The following is a 5068-nucleotide window of genomic DNA, read 5'->3' as shown; positions in this document are numbered from 1 at the left end:
GTCTTAAGCTAATGGTTGGCACTATCAACCCCCATATCGGACTTTCACCGACTAGTACGTGCCCATGCTGGGCACACATAAAAAGTACTAAAGCAAGTAAATGCTTTAGTACTTTTTTATATCTTATACTATTTGTTTTTCAAGATCTTCTCTATCAACTATCTCTCCATCTATCAATCTTATAACAGATGTTCCATATCTTGCTGATTCAGCTGAATGAGTAATTAGAATCAATACCTTTTTCAATACTAAATTGTATTATTTTCTTCTACAATAGTAGCGTAATTTCCTTTACTATAATCTTTAACACCCTTAAAATAATTTGTCCCCCATACCCCTATCAATATCATTATTGAACCTATAATATGATACATATGAAAACTTTCATGCAAGAATACTACTCCAGCTATTATAGATACAATAGTTGAAATATTTGCAAATATTGCTGATCTTGAAGCTTCAAGCTTTGCTAATGTATAATTAGCTAAAAAATAAGCCAATACTGATGATATTATTCCAAGATATAAAACAGAAATTATGAAAGTTGTATTTTCCAAGGGTTTAAAATATGTTGAAATATTCTTATCCATTATATGATTGAATATTGAAATTCCATTAAAGCATATAGCTCCTAAAAACATCATAAAATAAGTTACTTCAATAGGAGTAAAATCATTTGATATCTTTCTAGCAATTATATTAAAAAAAGCCGCTGAAAGCACTGCCCCACTAAGAAGAAACACTCCTAGCATTGAACCTCCAGTATCATTTGAATTCTCCATCAAAATTATTAACATCACTCCTGATACTGACAACACGATACTTACTGATTGTTTTAATGATGGTTTTTCATTTAACAGGAATACAGCTAAAATCGTTACTATTATAGGTATTAGAGCAATCATCAGACCACCTAAAGAAGTTGATGTCTTTTTTAATCCAAAAGTTTCAAAAATAAAATAAATAATAGGCTCTATGGTAGCTAGAATAATTAACCACTTTAACGGCTTATTTTTATAGTTTACTTTTATTACTTTTAACATTATAAGTACTGTCATTACAAGAAAAGCCGCTAAAAATCTAAAAGCCAGTAAACTTATAGGATCAGATATACTTAAGGCATTCTTTGAAAATAGAAAACTAAATCCAAAAATGAAATTAGTTATTATTGCAGTGATATACGGGATTAAATGACCTTTATTCTTCATATTATTCTTAAATTCCTTTCTACTTGCGTTAACCCACTAGAAATTATTATATCAAAAAATAACCTTATATGTAGCAAATCTAAATAATAAGTTATGAAACTCATTTTTCCTTTATATATAGCTTTCCACAACTCTAAAGATAATTAGATGAATTAAAAAACATCAAAAAATCTCTTCATCCTGCTCAATTCCAACTATCTCAGCATCAGTATTACACTCAATATAATCTATTATATTGAGTGCAGTTGAACTTAGCACTGCTGAACTTCCACATACAGCTGCAATTCCAATAACAATAGTTTGATGAATATCCTGCTTATCAACTTCTCCAACTGAAATATTATATTTATTTCTTAACTTTTGCAAAATACTTTTTACTATCATCCTCTTTTCCTTTAATGAATGTACCCAAGATGCTCTCAGAGTAATACTCATAAGTAACACTTTCATTCTAAAATCCCCCTTATAATTATTATATAGTCATAGCATAAATTAGCTTCATTAGTAAACATATCACTAATGGCTTTCCTTTTTATCCTTATTTCTTACTGGTACAAATTCTGAATTTTTATCTCTACTATCTATATAGACATAATCACCATTCATACTTTTCTTAAGACCTAATGATGCCATCTTCTTTTTAGTATTCTTATATTTGGTACTCATTTTATCACCTCTCTTAATTATTTTTATTAATATAATTTATATTATTCTCAAAATTAAAACATATATAAAAAAATAAAAACATCAATTAAAATAAATATAAAACTTTAAGCATTTTATTAAACATGCTCTAAGTAAATCCTTTTAAAATGTTTAATATTTTAGCAAATAATTAAAAGTTTATCAATTATTATCCATATTTTTTTCGTTTTTTATCTTTATTTTTCACGAAGCATTTATGTATTGACTTATTCATATTTTTATTGCATAATAACTTATAAAACAAAAAGTAGATAACTGAGATAGAGGTGCGAAATTTAAGAGTAGTATTATGGAGGTAAGCTCAATGAAGTAATACGAAAGGAACTTTCGCCGAAGTAAATAGCTAATTGCTTTAATACTATTTACTGGTCCTATGTATAATATGCATAAGACTGTCACAAAATATTTTGTGGAGAGCTATTTTCAATGAAAATATACGTTACTTCTAATATTTATTAAAATATATAGTTTTCGTATTTATGTCATGAATATGCTTTCATGGCTTTTTTTATTGTCTAAATTTATTATATTATCTTAGTTAGTTACTTATGGAAATTTAAAACCATAAGGAGGATATATTAAAATGAGTGAAAAAAATCACGAGTTAAAAAGAAGTTTAAAAGCAAGGCATTTAAACATGATAGCCTTAGGAGGATCCATTGGTACAGGTATATTCCTTGCAATGGGAGATACTATTAACCAAGCTGGCCCAGGTGGGGCATTATTAGCTTACGGTCTAATAGGTGTTATGGTATATTTTTTAATTACTAGCCTTGGAGAAATGGCAACATTTATGCCAATCTCTGGTTCATTTAGTACTTATGCTACAAAATTTATAGATCCAGCTCTTGGATTTGCCCTTGGATGGAACTACTGGTATAACTGGGCAATAACTATAGCTGCTGAGATGGTTGCAGGTTCTTTAATTATGAAATACTGGTTTCCTGATATAGATGGATTTTTGTGGAGCATATTATTTTTAGTAATTATAGTAGGATTAAACCTTCTATCTTCAAAAGCATACGGTGAATCAGAATACTGGTTTGCTGGAATTAAGGTAGTGACAGTTATTATATTTTTAGTAATTGGTGTACTAATGATTTTAGGTATAATGGGCGGAGATGAAATAGGATTTCATAATTATTTTATTGCTGATGGCCCATTCCATGGTGGTATAAATTCTATATTTGCTATTTTTCTAATTGCAGGTTTCTCATTTCAAGGAACTGAACTTATTGGAATTGCTGCAGGTGAAAGCGAAAATCCTGAAGAAACTATTCCTAGAGCGATAAAATCAATATTTTGGAGAATACTAGTATTTTATTTAGGAACAATAATTGTTTTGGGAGCTATTATACCATTTACTGAAGCTAGCGTTGATACAAGTCCTTTTACAATGGTATTTGAAAAGGCTGGTATAGCTGGAGCTGCTTCACTAATAAATGCAATTATCTTAACTTCTGTATTATCGGCAGGTAACTCAGGTATGTATGCTTCAAGCAGAATGCTTTTCTCAATGGCTAAAGAAGGAATGGCTCCTAAATTATTTTCAAAAACAAACAAAAGAGGAGTACCAGTAAATGCAATTATTTTAACAACTTTAATTTCTTCTGCTTGCTTTTTAACAGGTCTATATGCAGAAAGTACCGTTTACGTTTGGCTAGTTGCGGCTTCTGGACTCGCAGGATTTATAGCTTGGCTAGGTATAGCAATCTGTCATTATAGATTTAGAAAAGCCTATGTCCATAACGGCAGAAATATAAAAGATTTAAAATATAAATCTAGATTATTTCCCTTTGGGCCTATACTTGCTCTTATAATGTGCATACTTATAATATTAGGTCAAGGTTATTCATGTATAAAACCTGATGGTATTGATTGGCAAGGCTTAATTGCATCATACATAGGAATCCCATTATTCGTTGGATTATATTTATGGTATAAAATTAAACATAAAACTAAAGTTATACCTTTAGATGATGTTGATTTAAATATGGATTAATTTATATAAAAGTTGAGAAAGAGATATTTCATGCAGATCTACATGAAATATCTCTTTTGATTTGAAAATTTATAAATACTAAACTAAAAATCTAACTAAGAACATAGTTATAATTAATACTTGCCACTATTAAATCCCCTTATGCCTGCCAAGTTCCTTGCAATTGCCACCTCTGACGTCCACTTCCATCATCATAATCCCATAAATTAACTTGAGATCCATCAGCAGTACAACTTAGATATCTTTTAAATGTTGAAACACCAGCTGCAACTTTAATAAGATAAGTTGAACAAGTTGGAGATGCTTCAACAGGTATAACTTTCCATCTTTGACGTCCTGTACCGTCATCTTGATCCCATAAATTAACCTGAGATCCATCAGCAGTACAGCTTAAATATTTAAGAGTAGAAGTAACCCCTTCAACAATTTTAATATTATAAACATCAGTTTCACCATTAACAAGTGTAAATTCCCATCTCTGACGTCCCATACCATCATCTATATTCCATAAGTTGATTTCGGATCCATCAGCAGTACAACTTAGTAAAGATTTATTGGTTTGTAAACCACGAAGTACCTGTACATTGTGTAATCCTTCAATAGCCATATTTTTTTACTCCTTCTATTTAATAATGATTAATTTGAAATTCATATCACTAAATTTGTGATAAGTCTCTTCTATTTATAATATGTGTTAATTATAATTTTCGTGAAACATAACCAGGTATTTACATTAGAAAGATTGTTTGTATTAAAAATATATTTAATGAAATCATTAAATCTTTGTATTGCAATATGCAAAGCACTTGGGAAAACACTAAATGATTTATTTTGGGAGGAATCAATATGAAAAAAAATATTATCATAGATGAAAGAGTTTCAATTCAAAAACAAAAAATAACAACTGAAGCGTTTTTTAGTTATGATGTTTTTAATCGGATCAATTTTGGTAAGACAATTTATTTTTTAAGCAGAATTTCATGAGTATGATGTAGAATTTATTGCTTTCTTTGGCGGATGCCTATATATACTTATACGTAATATATGTGTTGGAAATGCTTTGTTTAGAGAAAATCGAGTAGGAGGTAGATAATTATTTTATCTACCGACCTCTCACACCACCGTACGTACCGTTCGGTATACGGCGGTTCAT

General features: G+C 29.5%; 7 protein-coding genes, 1 pseudogene and 1 riboswitch. Of the genes and pseudogenes, 3 read left to right on the top strand and 5 right to left on the bottom strand.

The window, feature by feature from the left end:
* Positions 1-123: 123 nt before the first annotated feature.
* The 4 genes from FAY47_RS21265 to FAY47_RS20525 form a co-directional block, all read right to left on the bottom strand.
* Positions 124-246 (bottom strand): hypothetical protein, encoded by a 123-nt coding sequence (locus tag FAY47_RS21265; RefSeq protein WP_279232229.1) that lies wholly within the window; start codon positions 244-246, stop codon positions 124-126.
* Positions 247-248: 2 nt separating this feature from the next.
* Positions 249-1208: a DMT family transporter gene (locus tag FAY47_RS19645; protein ID WP_143318620.1), complete on the bottom strand. Its 960-nt coding sequence runs from the start codon at positions 1206-1208 to the stop codon at positions 249-251.
* Between the two features lie 162 nt (positions 1209-1370).
* Positions 1371-1658 carry a DUF503 domain-containing protein gene (locus FAY47_RS19640; protein ID WP_143318619.1) on the bottom strand — a complete coding sequence of 96 codons (288 nt, stop codon included), beginning with the start codon at positions 1656-1658 and terminating at the stop codon, positions 1371-1373.
* Positions 1659-1724: 66 nt separating this feature from the next.
* Positions 1725-1874 carry a hypothetical protein gene (locus FAY47_RS20525; RefSeq protein WP_185966919.1) on the bottom strand — a complete coding sequence of 50 codons (150 nt, stop codon included), beginning with the start codon at positions 1872-1874 and terminating at the stop codon, positions 1725-1727.
* Between the two features lie 292 nt (positions 1875-2166).
* Positions 2167-2341: riboswitch (Lysine riboswitch) on the top strand.
* A gap of 155 nt (positions 2342-2496) precedes the next feature.
* On the opposite strand from FAY47_RS20525, the gene FAY47_RS19635 reads away from it, so the two are divergent.
* Positions 2497-3915, top strand: coding sequence for an amino acid permease (locus tag FAY47_RS19635; protein WP_143318618.1), 1419 nt, complete (start codon positions 2497-2499; stop codon positions 3913-3915).
* 139 nt (positions 3916-4054) lie between these two features.
* Here the strand turns inward: FAY47_RS19635 and FAY47_RS19630 are convergent, their stop codons facing one another.
* Complete coding sequence (locus FAY47_RS19630; RefSeq protein ID WP_143318617.1) at positions 4055-4522, bottom strand: ricin-type beta-trefoil lectin domain protein; 468 nt, start codon at positions 4520-4522, stop codon at positions 4055-4057.
* A gap of 165 nt (positions 4523-4687) precedes the next feature.
* Between FAY47_RS19630 and FAY47_RS21080 the strand changes: the two are divergent.
* Positions 4688-4765: pseudogene (locus FAY47_RS21080) on the top strand (transcriptional regulator); the annotation flags it as partial.
* On the top strand, positions 4762-4899 hold the full coding sequence (locus FAY47_RS20520; RefSeq protein ID WP_185966918.1) for a hypothetical protein: 138 nt from the start codon (positions 4762-4764) through the stop codon (positions 4897-4899). The pseudogene FAY47_RS21080 and the gene FAY47_RS20520, both read left to right, overlap by 4 nt.
* The last annotated feature ends 169 nt before the right edge of the window (positions 4900-5068 follow it).

The organism is Clostridium sp. HBUAS56017 (assembly GCF_007115085.1).
GTDB classification, from domain to species: domain Bacteria; phylum Bacillota; class Clostridia; order Clostridiales; family Clostridiaceae; genus Clostridium; species Clostridium cibarium.
This window is presented reverse-complemented; position numbering and strand designations above follow the sequence as displayed.

Excerpts from the sequence above, each read along its gene's own strand:
- FAY47_RS20525 (WP_185966919.1), bottom strand. The coding sequence starts at position 1,874 with ATGAGTACCAAATATAAGAATACTAAAAAGAAGATGGCATCATTAGGT.
- FAY47_RS20520 (WP_185966918.1), top strand. The coding sequence starts at position 4,762 with ATGAAAAAAAATATTATCATAGATGAAAGAGTTTCAATTCAAAAACAA.
- FAY47_RS19645 (WP_143318620.1), bottom strand. The coding sequence starts at position 1,208 with ATGAAGAATAAAGGTCATTTAATCCCGTATATCACTGCAATAATAACT.
- FAY47_RS19640 (WP_143318619.1), bottom strand. The coding sequence starts at position 1,658 with ATGAAAGTGTTACTTATGAGTATTACTCTGAGAGCATCTTGGGTACAT.
- FAY47_RS19635 (WP_143318618.1), top strand. The coding sequence starts at position 2,497 with ATGAGTGAAAAAAATCACGAGTTAAAAAGAAGTTTAAAAGCAAGGCAT.
- FAY47_RS19630 (WP_143318617.1), bottom strand. The coding sequence starts at position 4,522 with ATGGCTATTGAAGGATTACACAATGTACAGGTACTTCGTGGTTTACAA.